17 protein-coding genes are annotated in these 25,031 nt (G+C 67.3%); 11 read left to right on the forward strand and 6 right to left on the reverse strand.

From position 1 onward, the window contains the following. Positions 1–5: 5 nt before the first annotated feature. Positions 6–443 (reverse strand): PACE efflux transporter, encoded by a 438-nt coding sequence (locus K2O50_RS15380; RefSeq protein ID WP_050705876.1) that lies wholly within the window; start codon positions 441–443, stop codon positions 6–8. A 315-nt stretch (positions 444–758) separates the two neighbouring features. Here K2O50_RS15380 and wecB point away from each other — a divergent pair, with 315 nt between their 5' ends. The 5 genes from wecB (at position 759) to K2O50_RS15405 (ending at position 9,149) form a co-directional block, all read left to right on the forward strand. Further along, on the forward strand, positions 759–1,913 hold the full coding sequence (wecB, locus tag K2O50_RS15385; protein WP_050705877.1) for a non-hydrolyzing UDP-N-acetylglucosamine 2-epimerase: 1,155 nt from the start codon (positions 759–761) through the stop codon (positions 1,911–1,913). Next, the gene (gene nrfB, locus K2O50_RS15390) at positions 1,910–4,084 is read left to right on the forward strand and encodes a cyclic di-3',5'-guanylate-activated glycosyltransferase NrfB (RefSeq protein WP_050705878.1); all 2,175 of its coding nucleotides are present in this window, start codon (positions 1,910–1,912) and stop codon (positions 4,082–4,084) included. Before wecB ends, nrfB begins: the two co-directional genes overlap by 4 nt. Continuing rightward, positions 4,081–7,083 (forward strand): phage receptor, encoded by a 3,003-nt coding sequence (locus tag K2O50_RS15395; RefSeq protein WP_050705879.1) that lies wholly within the window; start codon positions 4,081–4,083, stop codon positions 7,081–7,083. The genes nrfB and K2O50_RS15395 overlap by 4 nt, the downstream gene beginning before the upstream one ends. Further along, positions 7,083–7,928 carry a DUF4434 family protein gene (locus K2O50_RS15400; RefSeq protein WP_050705880.1) on the forward strand — a complete coding sequence of 282 codons (846 nt, stop codon included), beginning with the start codon at positions 7,083–7,085 and terminating at the stop codon, positions 7,926–7,928. Before K2O50_RS15395 ends, K2O50_RS15400 begins: the two co-directional genes overlap by 1 nt. 132 nt (positions 7,929–8,060) lie before the next feature. Next, a complete protein-coding gene (locus tag K2O50_RS15405; protein WP_050705889.1) occupies positions 8,061–9,149 on the forward strand; it encodes a diguanylate cyclase in 1,089 nt (362 codons plus the stop codon). Positions 9,150–9,252: 103 nt separating this feature from the next. On the opposite strand, the gene K2O50_RS15410 is transcribed toward K2O50_RS15405, so the two are convergent. Both K2O50_RS15410 and K2O50_RS15415 read right to left on the reverse strand, forming a co-directional pair. Then, positions 9,253–10,551 carry an ATP-binding protein gene (locus tag K2O50_RS15410; protein ID WP_050705881.1) on the reverse strand — a complete coding sequence of 433 codons (1,299 nt, stop codon included), beginning with the start codon at positions 10,549–10,551 and terminating at the stop codon, positions 9,253–9,255. Between the two features lie 6 nt (positions 10,552–10,557). Beyond that, positions 10,558–11,259 carry a response regulator transcription factor gene (locus K2O50_RS15415; RefSeq protein WP_050705882.1) on the reverse strand — a complete coding sequence of 234 codons (702 nt, stop codon included), beginning with the start codon at positions 11,257–11,259 and terminating at the stop codon, positions 10,558–10,560. Between the two features lie 158 nt (positions 11,260–11,417). Here K2O50_RS15415 and K2O50_RS15420 point away from each other — a divergent pair, with 158 nt between their 5' ends. The 3 genes from K2O50_RS15420 to mobA all read left to right on the forward strand — a co-directional run bounded on the left by K2O50_RS15420 (position 11,418) and on the right by mobA (position 16,364). Beyond that, complete coding sequence (locus tag K2O50_RS15420; protein WP_050705883.1) at positions 11,418–12,593, forward strand: efflux RND transporter periplasmic adaptor subunit; 1,176 nt, start codon at positions 11,418–11,420, stop codon at positions 12,591–12,593. An 11-nt stretch (positions 12,594–12,604) separates the two neighbouring features. Further along, positions 12,605–15,727: an efflux RND transporter permease subunit gene (locus K2O50_RS15425; protein WP_050705884.1), complete on the forward strand. Its 3,123-nt coding sequence runs from the start codon at positions 12,605–12,607 to the stop codon at positions 15,725–15,727. Positions 15,728–15,788: 61 nt separating this feature from the next. Continuing rightward, a complete protein-coding gene (gene mobA / locus K2O50_RS15430) occupies positions 15,789–16,364 on the forward strand; it encodes a molybdenum cofactor guanylyltransferase MobA (protein ID WP_050705885.1) in 576 nt (191 codons plus the stop codon). Positions 16,365–16,550: 186 nt separating this feature from the next. Here mobA and K2O50_RS15435 read toward each other — a convergent pair whose 3' ends face one another. The 3 genes from K2O50_RS15435 to K2O50_RS15445 are packed head-to-tail and all read right to left on the reverse strand — an operon-like array spanning position 16,551 to position 22,240. Then, positions 16,551–17,954 carry an efflux transporter outer membrane subunit gene (locus K2O50_RS15435; RefSeq protein WP_052792719.1) on the reverse strand — a complete coding sequence of 468 codons (1,404 nt, stop codon included), beginning with the start codon at positions 17,952–17,954 and terminating at the stop codon, positions 16,551–16,553. Next, a complete protein-coding gene (locus tag K2O50_RS15440; protein ID WP_050705886.1) occupies positions 17,954–21,082 on the reverse strand; it encodes an efflux RND transporter permease subunit in 3,129 nt (1,042 codons plus the stop codon). Before K2O50_RS15440 ends, K2O50_RS15435 begins: the two co-directional genes overlap by 1 nt. Before the next feature lie 15 nt (positions 21,083–21,097). Further along, positions 21,098–22,240: a MexC family multidrug efflux RND transporter periplasmic adaptor subunit gene (locus K2O50_RS15445; RefSeq protein WP_050705887.1), complete on the reverse strand. Its 1,143-nt coding sequence runs from the start codon at positions 22,238–22,240 to the stop codon at positions 21,098–21,100. 182 nt (positions 22,241–22,422) lie between these two features. Between K2O50_RS15445 and K2O50_RS15450 the strand changes: the two genes are divergently transcribed. The 3 genes from K2O50_RS15450 (at position 22,423) to K2O50_RS15460 (ending at position 25,017) form a co-directional block, all read left to right on the forward strand. After that, a complete protein-coding gene (locus K2O50_RS15450; RefSeq protein WP_050705888.1) occupies positions 22,423–23,955 on the forward strand; it encodes an FAD-dependent oxidoreductase in 1,533 nt (510 codons plus the stop codon). An 88-nt stretch (positions 23,956–24,043) separates the two neighbouring features. Continuing rightward, positions 24,044–24,589: a hypothetical protein gene (locus K2O50_RS15455; protein WP_052895925.1), complete on the forward strand. Its 546-nt coding sequence runs from the start codon at positions 24,044–24,046 to the stop codon at positions 24,587–24,589. Then, complete coding sequence (locus K2O50_RS15460) at positions 24,586–25,017, forward strand: hypothetical protein (RefSeq protein WP_256206000.1); 432 nt, start codon at positions 24,586–24,588, stop codon at positions 25,015–25,017. The genes K2O50_RS15455 and K2O50_RS15460 overlap by 4 nt, the downstream gene beginning before the upstream one ends. The last annotated feature ends 14 nt before the right edge of the window (positions 25,018–25,031 follow it).

The raw sequence follows: 25,031 nt of genomic DNA on the forward strand, positions 1-25,031 counted from the left end.
CGGTGTCAGCACCCCTTGGCCACCTCCTGCGCCGACACCGGTACATCGAAGACCTTGTCGAACCCCCACTGGAACACGAACGCATAGACGAAGAAGAACACGAACAGCGCCAGGTTGGTCACCAGCGCCGCCCACAGCCCGATATCCAGCCAGTAGGCCACCAGCGGCAGCAGGATCAGCACCAGCCCGCCCTCGAAGCCCAGGGCATGCAGCAGGCGTCGCAGGAAGGTGCGGCTGCGCTGGTGCTGACGCGCCTCCCAGCGCTCGAACGCCCAGTTGTAGGCCATGTTCCAGCTCATGGCGATGCCCGACATGAGGATCGACAGCACCGTCGACTGGGCCATGCCGGCGCCGAACGCCAGCTCCAGCGCCGGCGCCACGCAGGCCACGGCGATGGCCTCGTAAAGGATGGCCTGGACAACCTTGCGCGCCTTGCCTTGCATGTTCAGCTCCCTGAAGAAAAGACCTACAAAGCTACAAGAAGAAGACTGTAAGAAAAAGCCGGAAATACTTTATTGACTGACCGTTCAATCAAGAAAAGCTAGCATAAACGTTTCCGCACCACCCCTCCCTGGCGTTCGGCCTCGACAGTGCCGACACGACCCCCGCCTCCGTGGCACTTGCGCAAGCGCCTGCAGCGCACCGTCTGGCGCAGCCCACGCATTGGACAACCCCGTGATCGACTGCTTGTATCTATGACTGGCAAGCGGCGACACGTCGTACAACTTCGTCCAGGGAATCGAACGAGGAACTACACGATGGCTTTCACCGTGATGATGGTATTCGGTACCCGCCCTGAAGCGATCAAGATGGCCCCACTGGCCCGCGTTCTGCGCGACTGGCCCGAGGTCGACTTGCATATCTGCTCCACCGGCCAGCACCGCGAAATGCTCGAACAGGTCCTCACCGCCTTCGGCCTCACGGTCGACCAGGACCTGCAGGTGATGACCCAGAACCAGACCCTCAATGGCCTGTCCCGCGACCTGCTGGACAAGCTCGACCGCGCCTACGAGCAGGTCAAGCCCGATATCGTCCTGGTACACGGCGACACCACCACCAGCTTCATCGCCTCGCTGGCGGCCTTCCACCGGCATATCCCCATCGGCCATGTCGAGGCTGGCCTGCGCACCGGCAACCTGCAGCAGCCCTGGCCCGAGGAAGCCAACCGGCGCTTGACCGGCGTGCTCGCCAACCTGCACTTCACCCCTACCCGCGACTCCGACGCCAACCTGATCCGCGAAGGCGTGCCGCCCGAACACATCGAGGTCACTGGCAACACGGTGATCGACGCCCTGCTGTGGATGCGCGACAAGCTGCACCGTGACAACTGGCGTCCCGCGCCCGAGTCCCCGCTCAAGGTGCTGCGCGACGACCAGCGCATGGTGCTGATCACCGGCCACCGCCGGGAGAACTTCGGCAGCGGCTTCGAACGCATCTGCCTGGCCCTGGCCGAGCTGGCCCTGCGTTACCCTGACGTGCAGTTCCTCTACCCCGTGCACCTCAACCCGCAGGTGCAGCACGCGGTGTACAGCGTGCTGTCCGGGCGCGACAACATCCACCTGGTCGCGCCCCAGGACTACCCGCATTTCGTCTGGCTGATGAACCGCGCCCATATCATCCTCACCGACTCCGGCGGCGTGCAGGAAGAGGCGCCCGCCCTGGGCAAGCCGGTGCTGGTGCTGCGCAAGGTCACCGAGCGTCCCGCCGTGCTCAAGGGCGGCACGGTCAAGCTGGTCGGCACCCTGACCGAGCGCATCGTCCACGAGACCAGCCAACTGCTCGACGACCCGGTCGCCTACGCGCGCATGGCGCAGGTGTTCACCCCCTTCGGTGACGGCCACGCCAGCGAACGCATCGCCGAACGCCTGAGCCGCTGGTTCGCCGAGCAATCCGCCGCACGGGACAACGCATGAGCCTGGCCTTCATCGATTTCCTCACCTATGTCCTGTTCGGCCTGAAGATCCTTGCCATCATCCTGGCGACACTGATGTTCGTGCTCGGCCTGGACGACCTGTTCATCGACCTGTGCTACTGGGGCCGCAAGCTGATCCGGCGCTTCCGGATCTACGACAAGTTCGAGAAGGCCGACGAGAAGCGCCTGTTCGAGGTGCCGGAAAAGCCCCTGGCGATCATGGTGCCGGCCTGGAACGAGGTCGGCGTGGTCGGTGAAATGGCGCGCCTGGCGGCCTCGACCATCGACTACGAGAACTACCAGATCTTCGTCGGCACCTACCCCAACGACCCGCAGACCCAGGCCGACGTCGATGCCGTGTGCCTGCACTACCCCAACGTGCACAAGGTGGTCTGCGCCCGCCCCGGTCCGACCAGCAAGGCCGACTGCCTGAACAACATCATCGACGCCATCCTGCGCTTCCAGCAGGACGCGCGCATCGAGTTCGCCGGGTTCATCCTGCATGACGCCGAAGACGTCATCTCGCCGATGGAACTGCGCCTGTTCAACTACCTGCTGCCGAACAAGGACATGATCCAGATCCCGGTGTACCCCTATGCACCGGAATGGAAAGGCTTCACCGCCGGCCACTATGTCGACGAGTTCGCCGAGAACCACGGCAAGGACGTGATCGTGCGCGAAGCGCTCACCGGCCAGGTGCCCAGCGCCGGCGTCGGCACCTGCTTCAGCCGCCGGGCGATCAGCGCCCTGCTCGAGGACGGCGACGGCATCGCCTTCGATGTGCAGAGCCTGACCGAGGACTACGACATCGGTTTTCGTCTCAAGCAAAAAGGCATGAAGTGCATCTTCGCCCGCTATTCCATCACCGACCCGGCGCTGGCCCTCAAGCAGGACTGGCGCCCCGGCATGAGCCGCGAATTCGCCCAGGTGATCTGCGTGCGCGAGCACTTCCCCAGGGACTGGCAGCACGCCATCCGGCAGAAGTCGCGGTGGATCGTCGGCATCGTGTTCCAGGGCACCAGCAACCTCGGCTGGAGCCGCAAGGGCGCGCTCAACTACTTCCTCTGGCGCGACCGCCGTGGGCTGTTCGCCTACCTGCTGAGCTTCCTGGTCAACCTGCTGTTGCTGGTGCTGCTAGCGATGTGGCTGGTGACGGTGATCGCGCCGGAGTCCTGGCGCTTCATGTCGATCCTCAGCGACAGCAAGCTGCTGACCACATTGCTGTGGCTCAACGGCCTGCTGTTGTTCAACCGCCTGTTCCAGCGTTTCTGGTTCGTGACCCGCTACTACGGCATTTTCGAGGGACTGCTGTCGGCGCCGCGGATGATGTGGAGCAACTTCGTCAACTTCTTCGCCAACCTGCGCGCCCTGCGCCAGGTGATGGAAATGGGCGATTCGCGGCGGGTGGCCTGGGACAAGACCACCCACGAGTTCCCCGCCCTCGCCGCGCCGGCCCGCACACCGCTGGGCCAGCGCCTGGTTGAGAAAGGCTTGATAACCGAGACTCAGCTTGAGCAGGCCATCACCAGCCCGGTGCGCCGGCGCCTGGGTCGCGAGTTGCTGCTGCGCGGCTGGCTGAGCAGCGAGCAACTGGTCGAGACCCTGGCCGAGCAGCTGGACCTGCCCTGGGCGCCGCTGAATCCATTCAAGATTGAACCTGCGTTGATCGCCAAGCTGCCGCGCAAGCTCGCCACCCACTACGGCGTACTGCCGGTGGAAGAAGACGGCGACACCCTGGTGCTGGCCAGCGAGAGTCCGGTCAGCCAGGTTTCGCTCGGCGTGATCAGCCGACAGCTCAAGCGCCCGGTACGCGCCCGCCTGGCGCCGCAGGGGCGGGTCACCCTCGGCCTGCGCTACCACTACCCGAGCCCCTGGCAGAAGCCCGAGACCCGCGAAATGCTTGCAGTGCTCGAACGCCATCAGGACGACGCTACCCTGCTGGAGCAGGTCGGCATCCACCAGGTGATGCTCGGCACGCTGCTGCAGGTGCGCGGCATGGTGCCGGCGACCTTGTTCAACCAGGCACTGATCGACTTCAACCCCGAGCAGCAGAGCCTGGGCGAGCACCTGATCGCCCGCGGCATCATCACCGAAGAGGTCCTCCAGCAAGCCCTCGCCGAGCAGGCCAGCGAACAGCAGGCCGCCTATGAACTGACCCGGGAGGTGGCATGACGCCCCGTCTTTCCCTGACCCTCGCCAGCCTGCTGCTGTGCTCTACCACCCTGGCGGCGCCGACCAAGCCGATGACCGACTTCCAGCGCTTCACCAGCTACCCCTTCATGGAGCGTGGCTACCGGGAGGCGCAGAAGGACAACTGGACGGAAGTCGAGCGCCTGACCCGTCATGTACTGGGGCGCGTGCCCAATAACAACGAGGCCCGAGCCCTGCTGGCCGAGGCCTTGGCTCATCAGCGCCGCTACAAGGAGGCCGAGGCCATCGCCGAGGACCTCGACGACAACCCCGAGCACGCCGACGCCCTGCTCGAACTGCGCCTGACCTGGATCGAGCAGGACCCGCCCGCGGCGAGCCAGGTGGAGGCCTGGCTGGCCGACAGCCAGGGCCAGCAACGGGTACGCCTGTGGCAGGCCTACAGCGTCAGCCTGGCCAAGTTCGGTGGCGCGGGCAAGGCGCTCGAGTGGCTCAACCAGTTGCCGGTGCGCGACGACGGCATGGTGCTGCGCATGACCCGGGCCAACTTTGCCGAGCAACTGCGCAACTGGGGCGAGACCATCGACCAGCTGCAACCGCTGGCCGACAAGGGCGAACTGCCGGCGCAGGACTGGCAGCGGCTGGCCAACGCCTACATCCAGCAGGTCGATGAAAAAGGCCTGAACAAGCTGCTGGCCAGCGCGCCCTCCCAGGAAGCGGCGACCCACGCCCGCCTGGCCATGGCCAACCGCGCCATCGCCATGGGCCACAACCAGCAGGCCGAGCGTTGGCTGCAGAGCCTGCCGGCCGATCAACTGCAACATCCCGAACAACGCCGGCAACTCTGGGAGCTCGCCCGCGAGGGCGACGACGCGGCGCTGGTGCGCCAGCTGAGCAACGAGCTGCAGCGTCCATGCCTGGAAACCGTCGACTGGCTGTCGCACAAGGACCTGAAGCTGGCCCGCGAGCAGCTCGGCCAGTGCCAGGCAAGTGATAATCCGCGCAGCTACGCCATCCTCAAGCAGCGCCTGTATGGCGAGCCCGCTCAACCGCCACAACCGCGCACGGCGGCGCAGTGGGAACAACGCTACCGCCAGACCGGCGACCTCGCGGCGCTGGAGCAAGCCACGTTCATGCTGCTCGAGCGTGGCCAGACCGAGCATGCCCGGCAGTTGCTGGAAAACGCCTACGACCGCCGCCAGGGGCGTTTGACGCCCTCGCTGCTGCAACGCCTGGGCAACCTCTATGCGCGCAATGACGGCCCATTGGACACCCCGCGCATGCTCGCCTTGGTACCACGCGTGGATGCCGCCACCCGTGGCCAACTGCTCGCCCGCCTGGCCGAGGCCGGCCAGTGCGACGCGGTGCGCAAGGCCATCCCGGCCAACCCGAGCGAAGTCGGGCAGTATCGCGCCCTGGGCCGCTGCGCCATGCCCGACCAGCCTGGCGAAGCCGTGGTCTACTACCAGGCCGCCGAACGCCTCGGCGACACCGCAAGCCGCCTGCCCCTGGCCTACGCACTGGAGGCCTCGGGCGACTCCGAATCGGCGCTGCCAATCTGGAACAACCTGCCGGCCGACGCCTGGACCGACAATGCTCGCCTGACCGCTGCGCGTGGCGCCTTGAACGCCGGCGACGCCAACGCCGCCCGCCGCCACTGGGACGCGGCCGCGCACCGCAACGCCGACGACTGGGCGCTGGGCGCCGCCATCGCCCAGCACCAGGGCGACGCCCAGCAGGCCCTCGCCTTCCAACGCGAAGCCCTGCGCCATACCCCGCGCGCCGATCATTACTACGCCGCCGCCGGCACCGCCCAGCAGGCCGGCGACAGCGCCCAGAGCACGGCCTGGCTGGCCGAGGCCGTGCGCCTGGCGCCGGACCAGCCGCGCTACCGCGCCGACTACGGCATGCGCCTGGCCGGCTCGGCGGACAAGCAGCAACGGCGACAGTCCATTCCCTACCTGGAACGCGCCACCCGCGACTTCCCCGAGGACTACCGCCTGGGCGAGACCCTGGCCCTGCGCTACGACGAAGCCGAGGACAGCGCCTCGGCCCGCCGCGAACTGCGCCGGGTGCTGGACGTGGAGCGCAACCTGGTCGACGGCGACGACGAGTACGGCAGCCTGGAGGCGCGCAAGTACCGCCAGCGCCGCGCCCATGAAACCTTGTCGCGCCGCGACAGCATCACCCTGGCCAGCACCTGGTCGCCAGCCGGCACCTCGACCAACGACAAGTTCCTCGACGACGGCGCGCGCGCCGGCAGTTCGCGCCGGGCGCAATCGCAGAACGTGCAACTGGCGATGTGGGACCACGCCCTGGGCGAGGAGCCCAGCCGCAACGGCAGCACCCTGTCGGTGTATGGACGCGTGCTGTTCGGTGGCCAGAGCCGCACCGACTACGCCCAGAGCATGGGCACCGGCGTCGGCCTGCGCTACAAGCCGCTCGGCCAGGCCAACCTCAACCTCTACGCCGAGCTGTACCACCAGCGCCAGATCGACAGCACGCACTACAGCGGCCTGAGCCTGGGCGAGCTGCTCAGCCCGGCCAAGGTCGGCGGCAACTGGGGCGACCTGCGGCACAACGCCGAGTCGAGCAACGACCTGCTGCTGCGCGCCACCGCGTCCTTCCTCGACCAGGGCCGGTACCGCAATGACTGGCGCATCGACGAGGACGACTGGGACGAGCGTTTCCTTTATCTGGACGCCGCCTGGTGGACCCGCGCCGGCGATCATGCCTGGCTGTCGCGCTTCCAGCAGGGCCATGCCTGGAAACTGCCCGGCCAGTCGCCGCAGACGATCATGCCCTACGGCTTTCTCGAGTTCTCAAGCCAGGACCCGAGCAACGACTGGCGCCAGGACGCCCGCGCCGGGGTCGGCGTGCGCTGGCAGTGGTGGTTCGACGATGACCGTTACAACGCCTACCGTGGCTCGCTGAAAGTACGCGCCGAGTACCAGCAGGCACTGGGCGGCAACCTCTACGAGCGCGCCAATGGCTTGCTGCTGGGTGTGGAGATGAACTTCTGATGCGTACCTTACTGGCGATCTGCCTGCTCGCCCTGTGCCTGCCCGCCCAGGCCGACCAGCGCCTGTTCTACCAGCCGCTCAACCGTGACGCCAACGTCACCCCCGCCCAGTGGCAACAACTGTGGCGCGCCACCAAGGCCCAGGGCGGCAAGACCCTGATCGTGCAGTGGAGCGCCTACGGCGACAGCGACTTCGGCGGCGCCAACGGCTGGCTTGCCGGCAGCCTGCGCGAGGCGCAGGCCCAGGGGCTGGAGCTGGTGCTGGGGCTGTACATGGATCCGGCTTACTACCAGCGGCTCGAACAGCTCGATGGCGAAGGCTTGAACAGCTACTTCAAGGCGCAGCTGGGCCGCTCCCTTACCCAGTACCAGCAGCTCAAGGCCGACTGGGCGTTGCCGGTGTCCGGCTGGTACCTGCCGCTGGAGCTGGACGACCTGCACTTTCGCGATGCGGCCAGGCGCGATGCGCTCTACATGCAGTTGCAGGCGTTCAACCGGCAGCTGGACAAGCCCCTGCATATCAGCGCCTTCAGCGCCGGCCAGCTGTCGCCACGGGTCAATGGTGCGTGGCTGGACCAGCTGGCGAGCCTTGGCCTGAACGTGTGGTGGCAGGACGGCGCCGGCACCGGTCGCCTGGCGCCGCTGGTGCGCCAGGGTTATGAACAGGCCCTACCCTGTCGGGTGGGTATCGTGCGCGAGGCGTTTCGCCAGGTCAGCCAGCCTGGGCAACCGTTCCGCGCGGAACCGGCGCAGCCGGGGTTGATTGGGGGATGCCACGCCGAAGCCGTGTTCGCCCTGCGCTATCGGCCCTGGGCCAAGGATGTGCTGAAACCGGACTCGCTGTAGGAGCGGCCTTGTGCCGCGAAAGGGCCGCGAAGCGGCCCCGACAATATCTGCATGAACGCTGAAATCCTGGGGCCGCTGCGCGGCCCTTTCGCGGCACAAGGCCGCTCCTACACGGCCACAGACACCATCCCCATGTACAAAACCCTCGAAGCCCACATCCGCCAACAGGTCGCCCCCGCCGCCCTGCGCGCCGAGTTCCGCCAGCACGAATTCGAGGCCATGCGCCGCTTCTGCCTGCTGATCTTCTGCATCGGCATCGCCATCTGGCTGATCTTCGACCTGATCGTCAGCTACCTCGGCGGCCAGGGTTTCACCTGGCTGTCAGGGATGTTCATCGCCCTGCTGTGCAGCCTCTGCGTGGTCCTGGGCTTCACCCGCAAGAGCCAGCATTTCGACGTGCTCAACCTGTTGTTCGTGGCGGTGATCACCCTGGCCATGCGCTTGGTGATCGAGGGCATTCCGATCGTTCTGCGCCCGGTATGGCTGGTGCTCGGCGTCTCGACGGTGCTGTACACCGTGTCGGTGCTGCCGGTGCGGCGCTGGTCGTTCTTCTGCGCCCTGGGCATCACCTGGGTCATGCTCAACCCCTTCTACCACACCCGCATCGAGGCCCTGAAGCTCGAAGGCGCGATGCTGATCAGCTACGCGGTGTTCCTCAGCGGCCTGGTGGTCTACAGCTACCTGCGCATCCGCCAGGCCAAGCTGCACAACTTCTACCTGACCAAGGTGCTGCTGGAGCAGGCCTACATCGACGCCCTGACCGAAATCCCCAACCGTCGCTCGTTCATGGCCAAGGCCGAGAAGCAGCTGCGCCAGATGGATGCCGGGCAGTTCCTGGCGATGATCGACATCGACAATTTCAAGCAGGTCAACGACCGCTTCGGCCATGACATCGGCGACGAGGTGCTCAAGCGCGTGGCTGCACATATCAAGGCGGCAATGACCGGCTACGAGATCGCGCGGTTGGGCGGCGAGGAATTCGCGATCTTCTTCCAGGGGCTGGATGAAGCCAGCGCCGAGCAGCAGGTCGCAGCACTGTGCCGGCGCGTACGCGAAGACCTCGGCGCGCACCCGGTGACCATCAGCATCGGCCTGGCCCGGATCGACAGCGGCGATACCCTGAGCCTGGCGCTGATCAGGGCGGACCAGGCGTTGTACGAGGCCAAGCACACGGGCAAGGACCGCTTCGTGACTTGGTCGGCAAGGCTGTCAGGACGATGACCATCGCGGGGCAAGCCCGCTCCCGCACCAGCCTCCAACACCTACCATCATCACCAGCGTGGGAGCGGGCTTGCCCCGCGATGAGGCCGGCCCAGGCGCTGCATCAACCGGCGGGCAAGCGAATCCTGAACTGCGCGCCGCCCAGCGCCGACTGCGCCACGGTCAACGTGCCGCCCTGCCCTTCGATGGCCCGCCGGCTGATCGCCAACCCCAACCCGAACCCGCCGGTATTGCGATCACGGCTGCGGTCCAGGCGATAGAACGGCTGGAAGATCCGCTCACGCTCCTCGGTCGGAATACCGATGCCATCGTCCTCCACGGTCACCAGGCAGGCGCCGTCTTCTTCCCGGCGCAGGCGCAGCAGCAGGCATTCATCGCAATAGCGCATGGCGTTGCGCACCAGGTTCTGCACGGCGCGGGCGGTCAGCCGCGGGTCGAGGACGAAACGCGGCAGGTCGGTTTCGCAGCGCACCTCCCAGCGAATGCCACGGTTGTCGAGCTCCTCGGCGAAGCTGCCGAGCACGCTGTCCACCAGCTCCAGCAACGACACCTCGACCCGCTCGCGGGCCTGGTCGACGCTGTCCAGGCGGCTGTAGGACAGCAACTCGAGCACCAGCTCGTCCAGCTCGCGCACATGCCCCACCAATCCCAGCAGACGCTTGCGACTGGCCGGCGGCACCTCGTCGAACAGCAACACCAGGCCGAAGTCCAGGCGGGTCAACGGCGTGCGCAGCTCGTGGGAAACCGCGTTGAGCAGTTCGCGCTGCTGGTTGACGTGGCGTTCCAGATCGCTGGCCATGGTGTCGAACACCCCGGCCAGTTCACCGATGTTCGAGCGAGGCGAGATATGCGTGCGCTCGGACATCTCGCCGCGCCCCAGGCGCCGGGCGGTTTCCTTGAGCCGTTCAAGGTCGCGCCAGTGCGGCCATACCCATAGCAGCAGGCAGCCGAGCATGGCCGCACCGATCAGCACGGTCACGCCCCAGGACAGCACGTTGATGTCCAGCGGGTCGTCCGGCGAGTGCAGGCGCACCAGCCATTGCGAATCCAGCGGTGCCAGCACCGTTTCGTAGTAGCCCCAGTCGGCCATGCGCACCGCATACAGGCCATGCTCGAGCCGGGCTTTCTCCTCGCCGCTCAGGTCGGCCTCGTCCATGCGCAGCAGGCGCACTTGCAGCGGTTTGAACACCCCGGCCAGGTCCTTTTCCACCGCCGGCCACTGCTCCCTCGGCGCCTGCTGGAACTGGCGCACGATCAGGGTCTGCACACCCTTGGCCTGCTCGAGGTTGTAGGCCATGAAGCGCTCATGGAACAACCCGACGATGGTGTCGGGGATCAGCGCGATCGCCCCGGCATAGGCGACGATGATCACCAGGTACAACCGCACCAGGATCTTGAGCATGGCCTGTCAGTACTCCCACTCGACCCGGCTGAACAGATACCCCTTGCCCCACACGGTCTTGATCTTGCGCGCCTCGCCGGCGCTATCGTCGAAGCGCCGGCGCAGCTTGGAGATGGCCACATCCACCGAACGGTCGGTGCCGTTGAACTCGATGCCGCGCAACTGCTGGAGGATGCGGTCGCGGCTCATCACCTCGCCGGCGTTGCGCGCCAGCACCACCAGCAGGTTGTACTCGCCGCTGGACAGCTCCACCTCCTCGCCGCGCCAGCTGACCGTGCGCTCGGCCAGGTCGATGCGCAGGCCGCCGACCTGGATCAGGTCGCTGTCCAGGCGCGGCTCGTTGACGCTGCTGCGGCGCAGCAGGGTGCGCACCCTGGCCAGCAGCACCCGGGGTTCGCACGGCTTGGTGACGTAGTCGTCGGCGCCCATTTCCAGCCCCAGCACCTGGTCGTGGCTGTCGTCACGGGCGGTCAGCATGAGGATCGGCAGGCCCTGGGTTTCCTGGCGCAGCAGGCGGCACACCTGCAGGCCGTCGAGGCCCGGCAGCATCAGGTCGAGGATCACCAGGTCCGGTTTCTGCCGGCGGAATTCGTCCAGCACATGGTCGCCGCGGGCAATCACCCGGACATGGAAATCGTTGCGTTGCAGGTAGCTGGCGATCAGTTCGGACAACGCGCTGTCGTCTTCGACCAGGAGAATGTTCGGCATAAGGGGATTTGACGAAAGATTGAAGTAAGGCAGGATATAGAATCCCGGGCGGGCCACCGCCGATTGTTCACACTTTTTCACATACGCCCAACACAGCTTAACAGCCGCCACCCGAACGGCTGCTTTAGCATACGCTGGATCAAACCTGGAAGATCCGTATGTCCATTCCCTGCCCTTCGCGCCTGCGCCCCCTGGCGCTGCTGGCGCTGATGACCCTTTCCCTGGCCGGTTGCAACGACGCCGCCGAACAGGAAGAACAGGCCCCGCCTTCCCAGGTCCGGGTCGAGACCCTGGCCGTGCAGCCATTGGCGATCAGCACTGAACTGAGCGGCCGCATCCTCGCGCCACGTACCGCCGAGGTGCGCGCCCGGGTAGCCGGCGTGGTGCTCAAGCGGGTGTACCGCGAAGGCAGCGACGTGAAACAGGGCGACGTCTTGTTCCTGATCGACCCGGCGCCATTCAAGGCCGACTTCGACAGCGCCCGCGCCACCCTGGCCAAGGCCGAGGCAACCCTGTACCAGGCCCGCCTGCAGGAACAGCGCTACCGCGAGCTGGTCGACGACAAGGCGGTCAGCCGCCAGGAGTACGACAACGCCCGCGCCGCCTTCCTCCAGGCCGACGCCGCGGTCGGCGAAGCCAAGGCGGCGCTGGAACGGGCACGCCTGAACCTGGGCTACGCCACCGTCACCGCGCCGATTTCCGGGCGCATCGGCCGCGCCCTGGTGACCGAGGGCGCGCTGGTCGGGCAGAGCGAGACCACGCCGCTGGCCACCATCCAGCAGCTTAACCCGATCCATGCCGACGTCACCCAGTCGACCCGCGAGCTCAATGCCCTGCGCCGTGCCTTGCGCGCCGGCGAACTGCGCCAGGTCGGCCAGGACCAGGTCAAGGCCACGCTGATCCAGGACGACGGCAGCGCCTACCCGCTGGCCGGCAAGCTGCTGTTCTCGGACATCAGCGTCGACCCGAGCACCAACCAGATCACCCTGCGCAGCGAGTTCCCCAATCCCGACCTCGACCTGCTGCCGGGCAGCTATGTGCGCGTGCGCCTGGACCAGGCGGTGCAGCCCCAGGGCATCAGCGTGCCGCAACGGGCGATCCTGCGCGACAGCGCCGGCGTGCCCAAGGTGCTGCTGGTCGACCCGCAGGCGCGCATCAGCGAACGCCAGGTGGTGCTGGGCAGCGCCCAGGGTGATCGCTGGATCGTCAGCGAGGGCCTGGTCCCCGGCGATCGGGTGGTGGTCGAGGGCCTGCAACACGTCAAGGCTGGCGACCAGGTCCAGGTCGACGAGCAACCGGGCGCCTCCGCGGTCGCCCAACACAACGGCCAATGAGGGCCTGATCCATGCCGCAGTTCTTCATCGACCGCCCGGTATTCGCCTGGGTGGTCGCCCTGTTCATCCTCCTGGTCGGCGCCCTGGCCATCCCGCAGCTGCCGGTAGCCCAGTACCCCGACGTGGCGCCGCCGCAGGTGGAAATCTACGCCGTCTACCCGGGCGCCTCGGCGGCGACCATGGACGAGAGCGTGGTCAGCATCATCGAGCAGGAGCTCAATGGTGCCGACAACCTGCTCTACTTCGAGTCGCAGAGCAGCCTGGGCAGCGCCACCATCACCGCCAGCTTCCAGCCCGGCACCAACCCGGACATGGCCCAGGTCGACGTGCAGAACCGCCTCAAGGTGATCGAGTCGCGCCTGCCGCGCCCGGTGACCCAGCAAGGCCTGCAGGTGGAAAAGGTGTCCACCGGCTTCCTGCTGCTGGCCACCCTCACCTCCGAGGACGGCAGCCTCGACGAGATCGCCCTGTCGGACATCCTCGCGCGCAACGTGATGAACGAGATCCGCCGCATCAAGGGCGTCGGCAAGGCACAGCTGTACGGCTCGGAGCGGGCCATGCGCATCTGGATCGACCCGGCCAAGCTGGTCGGCTTCAATCTCACGCCCAACGACGTGGCCGAGGCCATCGCCGCGCAGAACGCCCAGGTCGCCCCCGGCAGCATCGGCGACCTGCCCAGCCGGCCGACCCAGGAGATCACCGCCAACGTGGTGGTCAAGGGCCAGCTGAGCACCCCCGAGGAATTCGCCGCCATCGTCCTGCGCGCCAACACCGACGGCTCGACCGTCACCGTCGGTGATGTCGCCCGGGTCGAGATCGGCGCCCAGGAGTACCAGTACGGCACGCGCCTGAACGGCAAGGCCACCAGCGCCTTCAGCGTCAAGCTGTCGCCCGGCGCCAACGCCATGGAAACCGCGGGCCTGGTCAAGCAGAAGCTCGACGAGCTGGCGCGCTACTTCCCGGCCGGGGTGAAGTACGACATCCCCTATGACACCTCGCCGTTCGTCAAGGTCTCGATCAAGCAGGTGATCAACACCCTGGTCGAGGCCATGGTGCTGGTGTTCGCGGTGATGTTCCTGTTCCTGCAGAACTTCCGTTACACCCTGATCCCGACCCTGGTGGTGCCGGTGGCACTGATGGGCACCTTCGCGGTGATGAACGCGCTGGGCTTCTCGATCAACGTGCTGACCCTGTTCGGCATGGTGTTGGCCATCGGAATCCTGGTCGACGATGCCATCGTCGTGGTGGAGAACGTCGAGCGGATCATGGCCGAGGAAGGCCTGCCGCCGAAGGAAGCCACGCGCAAGGCCATGGGCCAGATCAGCGGCGCCATCGTCGGCATCACCCTGGTGCTGGTGGCGGTGTTCCTGCCGATGGCCTTCATGAAAGGCTCGGTGGGCGTGATCTACCAGCAGTTCTCGGTGTCGATGGCGGTGTCGATCCTGTTCTCGGCGTTCCTCGCCCTGAGCCTGACCCCGGCCCTGTGCGCCACCCTGCTCAAGCCGCTGGAAAAGGGCGAGCACCATGAGCGCAAGGGTTTCTTCGGCTGGTTCAACCGCCGCTTCGAGGGCATGAGCAACGGCTACCAGCGCTGGGTGACCCACGCCCTGGCCCGCAGCGGCCGCTACCTGCTGGTGTATGCCGCGCTGCTGGCGGTGCTCGGCTACGGCTTCAGCCAGCTGCCCACCGCCTTCCTGCCCACCGAAGACCAGGGCTACACCATCACCGACATCCAGCTGCCGCCGGGTGCCAGCCAGGCCCGTACCATCGAGGTGGCGCAGCAGATCGAGGCGCACAACGCCGAAGAACCGGGGGTGGCCAACACCACGCTGATCCTCGGTTTCAGCTTCTCCGGCAGCGGGCAGAACGCGGCGCTGGCCTTTACCACCCTGAAGGACTGGTCCGAGCGCGGGGGCGACGACAGCGCGCAGTCCATCGCCGACCGCGCGACCATGGCCTTCACCCAGCTCAAGGACGCCATCGCCTATGCGGTGCTGCCGCCGCCGGTGGATGGACTGGGCGAGTCGACCGGTTTCGAGTTCCGCCTGCAGGACCGTGGCGGCATGGGCCACACCGTGCTCATGGAGGCCCGCGACCAACTGCTGGAGGCGGCGCGCAAGAGCAAGGTGCTGGTCAACGTGCGCGAAGCCTCGTTGGCGGAAAGCCCCCAGGTGGAACTGGAAATCGATCGACGCCAGGCCAACGCCCTGGGCGTGTCGTTCGCCGATATCGGCGCGGTGCTCGACACCGCGGTGGGTTCCAACTACGTCAACGACTTCCCCAACCAGGGCCGCATGCAGCGGGTGGTGGTGCAGGCCGAAGGCGACCGACGCAGCCAGGTCGAGGACCTGCTGAAAATCCACGTGCGCAACAACAGCGGCAAGATGGTGCCCCTGGGCGCCTTCGTCACGGCCCACTGGCAGTCCGGCCCGGTGCAACTGACCCGCTACAACGGCTACCCGGCGGTGTCGATCTCCGGCGAGCCGGCGGCCGGCTTCAGCTCCGGTGAGGCAATGGCCGAGGTCGAGCGCCTGGTCGCCCAACTGCCGGCCGGCTCCGGCCTGGAATGGACCGGCCTGTCGCTGCAGGAGCGGCTGTCCGGCAGCCAGGCGCCGCTGCTGATGGCGTTGTCGCTGCTGGTGGTGTTCCTGTGCCTGGCGGCACTGTACGAAAGCTGGTCGATCCCCACCGCGGTGCTGCTGGTGGTACCCCTGGGCGTGCTCGGCGCGGTACTCGCCGTGACCCTGCACGGGATGCCCAACGACGTGTTCTTCAAGGTCGGCCTGATCACCTTGATCGGCCTGTCGGCAAAGAACGCCATCCTGATCATCGAGTTCGCCAAGGACCTGGTGGACCAGGGGCACGACGCGGTGGACGCGGCGATCCAGGCCGCGCGCCTGCGCCTGCGCCCGATCGTGATGACCTCGCTGGCGTTCATCCTCGGCGTGGTGCCCCTGGCCATCGCCAGCGGCGCCAGCTCGGCCAGCCAGCAGGCGATCGGTACCGGGGTGATCGGCGGCATGCTCAGCGCCACCTTCGCCGTGGTGTTCGTGCCGGTGTTCTTCGTCGTGGTGATGCGCCTGGCCGGGCGTGGCCGGACAAGGACGGCCGAAGCAGCCACCCACGAGGCCTGACTGGACAAGCCCCGCGGTAAATGGGAGGGTTCCCGACATTGACTGCCCGGAACCCTTTTTCATGCCTGACGCCCTCCCCCCCTGCTCCATCCTCATCCTCGCCGGAGGCCGTGGCCAGCGCATGGGCGGCCGCGACAAGGGCCTGGTGGCCTGGCGCGGCGAGCCGTTGGTGGCCCATGTGCAACGTGCCGTGCGGCCGCTCAGCGATGACCTGGTGATTTCCTGCAACCGCAACCAGGCGGCCTATGCGATTTATGCAGACCAGCTTGTCGGCGATGCCGAAGCGGACTTTCCCGGTCCGCTGGCCGGAGTAATCAGCGGGCTCAAGGTGGCGCGACATGAGTGGGTAGTGCTGCTGGCCTGCGATGCACCACGGATCGACCGGGCCTTGATCGAGGACCTGCTGGCCCTGGCAGTGGCCCACGACAGCGCGGCCATGGTGCGCCAAGGTGGGTATTGGCAGCCGATGTTCAGTGTGTTGCCGCGGCGGTTGCTGCCACTGCTGGAGCAGGCCTGGCAGGCGGGTGAGCGGAGTTTGCAGAAGGCCTTGCTGAAGGCGAGCGTCCAGGGGCTGGAGTGTGGCGAGGACGATCCGCGATTGAGCAACTTCAACAGCCCGGATCTGTTGCAGGATTGACACCTCGATCGCGGGGCAAGCCCGCTCCCACGAAAGCCCACTCTCGCAGAAATACGCGTGCTCCGTGGGAGCGGGCTTGCCCCGCGATTACGTCGGCCCTGCCTACCCCATTCTTAGAGGCAAAAAAGCCCCGGGGCAAAGATCCCCCGGGGCCGAGCGGTTGGAATCCCCAACCAAAGGAGTCTTTCAGCCCTTGTCCGGCCAGCCACCGCCCAGGGCACGGAACAGATCGACCAACGCCAGCTGGCGCTGGGTGCTGGCCTGGATGAAGGCCGCTTCGTTGACATAACCGCTGCGCTGCGCATCCAGGTAACGCAGGTGGCTGTCCACGCCGCCCTCGTAGCGCGCCCTGGCCAGCGCCACGGTCGCCCGGCTGGTGTCAGCCAGGGCCCGCCGCGCCGCTTCCTCGCGGCGCAGGGTGTCGGTGGCGGCCAGGGCGTCGGCCACTTCGCGGAAGGCGGTCTGGATCGTGCCTTCATACGCCGCCACCGCCGAATCCTTGCGCGCCTCGGCCAGGCTCAGGCCGGCCTTGTTGCGCCCGGCGTCGAACAGCGGCAGCGACAGCTGCGGCATGAAGCTCCAAGTGCGCGAACCACCGTCGAACAGCCCGGACATCTGCGCGCTGGAAGTGCCGAAGCTGCCGGTCAGGCTGATCCGCGGGAAGAACGCCGCCCGCGCCGCGCCGATATCGGCGTTACGTGCCCGCAGCCGATGTTCGGCGGCGAGAATGTCCGGGCGGCGCTCGATCAGCGCCGACGGCGCGCCCGGGGCGATGTCCTGCAGGACCAGCGGCGCCTCGCTGCGCTCGGCCGGGATCGCCTTCGCCGCGTCCGCACTGCCCAGCAGCAGCACCAGGGCGTTGTAAGCCTGGCGCTGCTCGCGCACGATGCCTTCCAGCTCGGCGCGAGACTGCTCGACCAGCCCCAACGCTTCCTGGTGATCCAGCGCGGTGGCCGTGCCAGCTGCGCGGCGCTGCCCCACCAGGGCCAGCGAATCCTCGCGGCTGGCCAGGGTCTGGCGGGTCAGCGCCAGGCGCCGCTCGGCGCCGTCCAGGGTCAGGTAGGCCTGACTCACTTCGGCGATCAGGGCAATGCGCGCGGCACGGCCAACTTCCTCGGTGGCCAGGTACTGTTCCAGGGCCGCGTCACTCAGGCTTTTCACCCGGCCAAACAGGTCAACTTCGTATTCGGGCAGCGACAGGCCCACCTGGTAAGTACTGCTGACACCCTCGCGACCGTTGCTCGACAGGTCCGCCGGCAAGTGCTGGCGGTTGCCGGAAGCCCCGGCATTCAAGCCCGGCACCCGGTCAGCACGCTGGATACGGTACTGCGCGCGGGCCTGCTCGATATCCAGCAGGGTCTGGCGCAGCGAGCGGTTGTTGTCCAGCGCGGTCCCCACCAGCTGGCGCAGGGACGGGTCGACGATGAACGCCTGCCAGTCCAGTTGCTCCACCGCCTGGCCGTGATGGCCGGCGGCATCGCCCCACGCGGTCGCCACCGGCGCCTCGGGGCGCTGGTAGGTCGGTGCCAGGGAGCAGCCGGCCAAGGTGACGGCCAGCGCGAACGGAATTGCAAGATTGCGCATGAGCATCACTGGGTTACCTCGACAGCGTGTTGCACGGGGGCCGGCTTGCGCTTGAGCAGCTTGAGCACGAATACGAAACAGATCGGCACGAACACCACGCCCAGCAAGGTGGCGCTGAGCATGCCGCCGATCACCCCGGTACCGATGGCGCGCTGACTGGCCGCACCGGCGCCGGTGGCGATGGCCAGCGGCACCACGCCGAGGATGAAGGCCATGGAGGTCATCACGATCGGGCGGAAACGCAGGCGCGCGGCCTCGATGGCGGCGTCGCTCAGGCTGTAGCCCTTCTCCCACAGTTCCTTGGCGAACTCGACGATCAGGATGGCGTTCTTCGCCGCCAGGCCAATGATGGTGATCAGGCCGACCTTGAAGTACACGTCATTAGGCAGCCCGGTAAGCATCACCGCCCACACCGCGCCCAAGGCGCCGATCGGCACGATCAGCATCACCGTCAGCGGGATCGCCCAGCTTTCGTACAGCGCCACCAGCAGCAGGAACACCACCAGGATGGCCAGGGCGAACAAGGCCGTGGCCTGGCCGCTGGAGACCTTCTCCTGGTACGACAGGCCCGTCCAGGCGTAGCCGATGCCGGGCGGCAGCTCGCTGACCAGACGCTCCATCTCGGCCATTGCCTGGCCGGTGCTGTGGCCGGGCGCGGCGTCACCGGCGATGCGGATCGACGGATAGCCGTTGTAGCGCACCAGCTGCACCGGGCCCTCTTCCCATTTCGTGGTGACGAAGGCGCTGAACGGCACCTGCTCGCCACTGGCGTTGGGCGCATACAGGCGCAGCACGCTTTCCGGGGTCATGCGCTCGCCCTGCTCGGCCTGCACCACCACGCGCTGCTGGCGCCCGGCGTTGGTGAAGTCGTTGATCACCGCCGAACCGAAAGCGGTGGCCAGAGTGCTGTTGATGGTTTCGAAGCTCACACCCAGGGCGCGAGCCTTCTCGCGGTCGATCTGCACGCGCAGCTGCGGCGCCTCGGCCAGGCCTTCCATCATCGCGTAGAGGATCACCGGGTTGCCGTTGGCGCGGGCCAGCAGCTGGTCGCGGGCCGCCAGCAGCGCTTCGCGGCCCAGGCCGCCACGGTCCATCAGGCGCAGGGCGAAACCGCCGGAGTTGCCCAGGCCGTCGATCGGCGGCGGCATGACCGCGGTGATAGCGCCGTCGCCGTTGGCGGCGAACTGAGCGTTGATGGCGGCAGTTTCCGCCTCGGCCGATTGCTCGGGGCCGCGCAGGGACCAGTCCTTGAAGGTGGGGAACGCCAGCGCGGCGTTGTCGCCCTGGCCCGAGAAGCTGAAACCGCTGACGATGAACGAGCTGGCCGTCGCCTCGCGGGACATCAGGAATTGCTCCAGCGCCTCGGCGGTGTGGTCGGTACGCACCCGGCTGGCGCCCGGCGGCAGTTGCACGTCGACAATGCTGTAGCCCAGGTCCTCCGAAGGCACGAAGGCTTCCGGCAGACGCAGATAGGAATAACCGAGCACCACCAGGATGCCGACATAGGCCAGCATCCAGCGGCCGGCGCGGGCCACCAGGGCGCTGTTCATCACCGAGTAACGCTCGGTCACGCGGGCGAAGGCGCGGTTGAAGGCACCGAAGAAACCGCCCTTCTCATGGTGACCATGGGGCACCGGCTTGAGCAGCGTGGCGCACAGCGCCGGGGTGAAGGTCAGGGCGAGGAAGCCGGAGAACAGGATCGACACCGCCAGCGACACCGAGAACTGCTGGTAGATCACCCCCACGGAACCGGACATGAACGCCAGCGGCAGGAACACCGCCGCCAAGACCATGGTGATACCGATGATTGCCCCGGACACCTGCGCCATCGCCTTGATGGTCGCGTCCACCGGCGACAGGCCCTCCTCGGCCATCAGCCGCTCGACGTTCTCCACCACCACGATGGCGTCGTCCACCAGGATGCCGATGGCCAGCACCATGCCGAACATGGTCATCATGTTCACCGAGAAGCCGAGCAGCTTCATGATCATCAGCGTGCCCAGCAGGCACACCGGCACCACGATCGACGGGATCAGGGTGTAGCGCACGTTCTGCAGGAACAGGAACATCACCAGGAACACCAGCACCATGGCTTCGATCAGGGTATGGATCACCTTCTCGATGGCCACGTCGACGAAGCGCGAGGTGTCGTAGGGCACCGAATACTCGACGCCCTCGGGGAAGAACTGCGCAAGCTCCGCCAGGCGCTCCTTGACCAGCGTCGCGGTCTGGATGGCGTTCGCGCCGGGCGCCAGCTGCACCGCGCCGGCCACGGCCGGGTGGCCGTTCAGGCGCGAGGACAGGTTGTAGTTCTCGCTACCGATGGCCAGGCGCGCGACATCGCCCAGGCGCACGCTGGAGCCGTCCGGGTTGGCGCGCAGGACGATACCGGCGAAGGCCTCGGGAGTATCGAGGGTACCCTGCACCGCCAGGGTCGCGGTCAGCTCCTGTTCGCTGGCGCCCGGCGTGCTGCCGAAGCTGCCGGCCGGCACCTGGACGTTCTGGCCGCGGATGGCGTTGTTGACGTCATCGATGGACAGGCCATAGCCCACCAGTTTCTGCGGATCGACCCAGACCCGCATGGCCGCCTCCGAAGAGAAGAACTGCAGCTTGCCCACGCCCGGCACGCGCAGCAGTTCGTTGTTGATGTTGCGCGCGGCGTAGTCGGCCAGGGCCGTGGTGTCGCCGCGGTCGCCGGCCTTGCTGGTCAGGGCGTAGATCAGCAGGAAGCCGGAACTGGCCTGCTCCACCTTCAGGCCCTGGGTCAGCACCGCCTGGGGCATGCGCGCCTCGGCCTTCTTCAGGCGGTTCTGCACATCGACCTGGGCCATGTCCGGTTCGGTGCCGGGCTCGAAGGTCACCAGCACCTCGGCGACGCCGTTGGAGTTGTTGGTGGACTCGTAGTACAGCAGGCCCTTGGCGCCGTTGAGCGACTCCTCGATGATGCTGGTCACCGACTCCACCAGCACCTTGGCCGAAGCGCCCGGGTAGCTGGCGGTGATGGAAATCTGTGGCGGTGCCACGCTGGGGTACTGGGCCACCGGCAACGCCGGGATCACCAGCAGGCCGGCCAGGGAAATGAACAGCGCCACGACCCAGGCGAAGTTCGGCCGATTGATGAAGAACTTGGACATCTCGCTACCCTCGCCTTATTTCGCCGCGACCGGCTGCGCCTGCGCTGGCACCACGGGCATGCCCGGGGCCAGGCCGGCCGGGCTGCCGACGATGACCTGGTCACCGCCGCGCAGGCCTTCGACGACCTGCCAGCGCGAACCGTGCATCACGCCGGTGCGCACGCTGCGCGCCTCGGCCAGGTTGCCGGTGCCGACCACCATCACCCGTGCCTCGCCGTCGCTGCCGCGCTGCACGGCGCGTTGCGGCACCAGGGTGGCCTGCTGGTCGGTGCCCTGGGGGGTGCGCACGCGCACGTACATGCCCGGCAGGAGAATGCCGTCGGCATTGTCGAAGCGCCCGCGCAGGGTGACCTGGCCGGTGCCGCGGTCGACCGCCACGTCGGTGAACATCAGCGCGCCCTGGCGCTGGTAGTCGGTGCCTTCCACCTGGGCGGTCAGCGCCTTGTCGTCGCCGCCACCCAGAGCGCCGTCCTTGAGGGCCTGGCGCAGGCGCAGGGCGTCGGCCGCGGACTGGGTGAAGTCGACATAGATTGGGTCGAGCTGCTGGATGCGCGCCATCAGCGTGGCGTCGCCCTGCCCGACCAGCGCGCCTTCGGTGGCCAGGGCGCGACCGATGCGCCCGGAAATCGGCGCGGTGACCGTGGCGTAGCCCAGGTTCAGGCGCGCGGTCTGCACGTCGGCCTGGGCCGAACGCACGGCAGCCTGGGCGCTGCGCAGCTCGGCGGTGGCGCTGTCGAAGTCCTGCTGGCTCACCGCCTCGATCTTCACCAGCGGCTCATAGCGTTTTACCCGCGCCTGGGCTTCCTGCTGCACGGCCTGGGCCCGGGCCAGGTCGGCCTCGACGCGGGCCAGGGCCGCCTTGAACGGCGCCGGGTCGATCTGGAACAGCACATCGCCGGCCTTGACGTCGGCACCTTCCTCGAAACGCTTGTGCAGGACGATACCGGCCACCCGGGCACGCACCTCGGCCACCCGCATCGGCTCGACCCGACCTGGCAAGGTCGAGGCCAGGGCCAGTGGCTCGGCGGCCACGGTCACGATTTCCACCGGAAACGCCGTTTCAGCGCCGACCTGCTGTTCGTCGGCCGCCCCGCAGCCAGCCAGGGCTACTGCCACTGCCAGCCAGCTGGCCACGCCTATTGCACGCAAATTGCTCATGAACTCACCCGAGCCGTTAACTAAAATTGGCGCGAATGGTACTTACACATTTGTTTTGAGTCAATTTAGTCTCATTTGAAGTTTTTGTGAAAAGTTGTAATGGCCATCTCCGATCGTCGGCTCGTCGCAGCCCGGGCCCATGGCAGGCGTCAAATGAAACACAACGCCTGAGGAGATCCGCCATGACCCTGCACGCCGTGGCCAGCCTCGACCAGCTCGAGGAACACCGCCCCCTGCGCGTCCAGGCCGGCACCGAGGACATCGTCCTGGTGCGCCAGGGCGAGTTGGTGAAGGCCTACCAAGCCAACTGCCCGCATGAGGGCGCCCCCCTGGAAGAAGGCGCGGTGTGTGGCGGGCTGCTGGTCTGCCCCTGGCACAAGGCCGCCTTCGCCGTGGACGAGGGCGCGGTGTGCGAACCGCCAGCCCTGACCGGCCTGCGCCGCCATGCCGTGCAGCTCAAGGACGGCCAGGTCTGGGTCGACGACCAGCCGCTGTCCGCGACAGCGCCACCGCGCCACAGCGACGCCCGCACCTTCGTCGTGGTGGGCGCCGGCGCCGCCGGCTCGGCCGCCATCGCCACCTTGCTCGAGCATGGCTTTGCCGGGCGCCTGCTGTGGATCGACCAGGAACAGCCGAACGCCTACGATCGCACCGCCCTGAGCAAGTTCGTCATCGCCGGGCAGATGCCGGTGGACGAAGTACCGACCCTGCTGGCCCCGGACGCCTTGCGCCGTGGCCAGCTGCAGCGCCTGCACGGCAAGGTGCGCGCCCTGGATGCCGGCAAGCGCGTGATCACCCTGGCCGACGGCCAGCAGCTGAAGTACGACGCCGCCCTGCTGGCCACCGGCGGCAAGCCCAGGCGCCCCGAACTCCCCGGCGTGCAGTTGCCCGGCATCTGCGTGCTGCGCTCGCGCACGGATGCCGCGCAACTGCTCGACCTGGCCGAACCAGGCCAGCCGGTGGTGATCGTCGGCGATGGTTTCATCGGCCTGGAGGCCGCCAGCGCCCTGCGCAAATACGGCCTGCAGGTGCATGTGGTCACGCGCCACGCCATCCCGCTGGCCCGGCAGCTGGGCGAGCGCATCGGCCAGACCCTGCGCGAGCTGCACGAGCGCAAGGGCGTGGTATTCCACGGGCCGACCGAGGTGAGCGGCTTCGAAGGCCGGGAGCGGGTCGAGGCCGTGTTGCTGGCCACTGGCGAGCGCCTGGCAACCCCGCTGGTGCTGCTCGGCACCGGCGTCAGCCCGGCCACCGGCTACCTGCACGACCTGCCCCTGGCCGAGGACCGTTCGCTGACGGTGGATGCCCATCTGCAGGCCGCCGACGGCCTGTGGGCGGCCGGTGATATCGCCACCTTTCCCCTGGCCGGACGCCCGGTGCGCATCGAGCACTGGCGCCTGGCCCAACAGCATGGGGTGATCGCCGCCGCCAACATGCTCGGCGAGCGCCGCCGCTACGACGACGTGCCGTTCTTCTGGACCTACCAGCACGGGCGCACCTACGAAGTGCTCGGACATGCCAGCGGCTGGAACCGCATCGAGTACGTCGGCACCCCGGAACAGGGCGACTTCATCGCCCTGCAGTGCCTGGACGACCAGGTCGAGGCGGTGATCGCCAAGGGCCACGCACGGGCCATGGCGGTGCTGTCGCAGCGGCTGAAACGGCCACTGTCGAGCCGCGAGGCGCGTGATCTGATCGATGCCTGGCCAGATTGAGACCTGACGTTGCCCGGGCAGTGGCAACCGCGCGCTCGTCGCCGTACAGTACGCCGCAGACTCGCCCCAGCGCATGGAGATTGACCCAGTGCACTTCGACTGGCACGAACACCAGGCCCACCTCTTTGCCAGTACCCAGGCGCTTGCAGAGACGCCACAAGCACACCCCTTGGCAGGCTACTTCAGCCATGACGACGGGTCACTGCCGGAAATCGAGCTCCACTTTGCCCGGAGCGCGGATATGCCGAGCGCATTCGCACGCCTGTTCACCCTCGGTGCGAGGGTGGACTGCGGCAGCTTGTGGGACAAGGCAAGCGGGCGTGAAACGCCCTTTACCGGCCCACAGGATGCCTCACGCGTCAGTGACGGTGTTGTCGATCCGTTTCATGTACTGGCCAAGGGCATCGACATCGATGGCCAGCCCCTCCCTGACCTGGGCGTGATGGTCTGCGAGCACGGCCTGACACTGGACTATCGCATGGGGCCTGACTGGGATGCGCCTCGAATCGACGCCCTGCTGTCGCTGCTGCGCCAACTTCGGCAACAAGGCGGCCAGGTTCGCATCCCTTGGTGGCAGGCAGACGGCGAACAGGACTTTCTGCAGGCCCTGGGCCGCGGCGGAGCCGACGGATGAACTCGCGCTCCCTGGATATCCAGCGGCTGCTCAGGAAGCGACAACTCAATGTGCAGGAACAGAACCTGCTCACTGCCCATCGCATCAGAGAGTCGGCACGCCCCTGGCTCACCCGTGAGGTACCGCCTGCCCTGCTGCGCGTCGCCGAAAGCCACGGGATCGACTGGACACGCTCCCTGCTGCTGGACCTTGAGTTCGACTTCCCCGGCATGGCCAGCCTGACGGGCAGCCTGTTGACCGATACCGAACGCTTCATAGACTTCGAGCTCGAGACCGACAGCAGCTACTGCCAGCTGCTGTCGGTCGAATGCTGGGAAGACGTGACGGCCCAGCATGACCACGGGTTGCGCAACCGGGGTACCGGCAAGGGTTATGCAACCATTGCCCTGGAGATAAGACGCGAACTGCTCGGCCCGCCGACACGCTGAGCACATGCCCTGCC

This window comes from Pseudomonas sp. 2hn (assembly GCF_019646095.1).
Lineage (GTDB): Bacteria > Pseudomonadota > Gammaproteobacteria > Pseudomonadales > Pseudomonadaceae > Aquipseudomonas > Aquipseudomonas peradeniyensis.